This is a genomic window from Pseudomonas sp. HY13-MNA-CIBAN-0226, assembly GCF_040310305.1.
Classification (GTDB): domain Bacteria; phylum Pseudomonadota; class Gammaproteobacteria; order Pseudomonadales; family Pseudomonadaceae; genus Aquipseudomonas; species Aquipseudomonas gregormendelii.
Genome location: NZ_JBEOPS010000663.1, coordinates 1 through 233 on the forward strand (window position 1 = coordinate 1; position 233 = coordinate 233).

General features: G+C 42.5%; 1 protein-coding gene. It reads left to right on the forward strand.

Annotated features, from left to right (window positions below; translation table 11 throughout):
- Window positions 1-233 (forward strand): hypothetical protein (locus tag AAEZ05_RS30340; protein ID WP_350650389.1); only part of this gene is annotated, 233 nt, incomplete at both ends.

Here is a 233-nt window from a genome sequence, read left to right on the forward strand (position 1 = left end):
GACTATAATCGTACCCGTGAAACTGCGACTGCCGTCAGCCAAGATCAGCAACTCAATCTGAGTATTTATGACCCTCGCGATATGGCCGTATTCACTCAACAACTATTAACTCAACAAGGAAATATTTTAGTGGTTGGTCACAGTAATACGTCGACAGATTTAGTTGAACGACTCAGCGCAGAAAAACAACGTCCTATCGATGATGCGAGTGAGTTTGATCGTCTGTATATTGT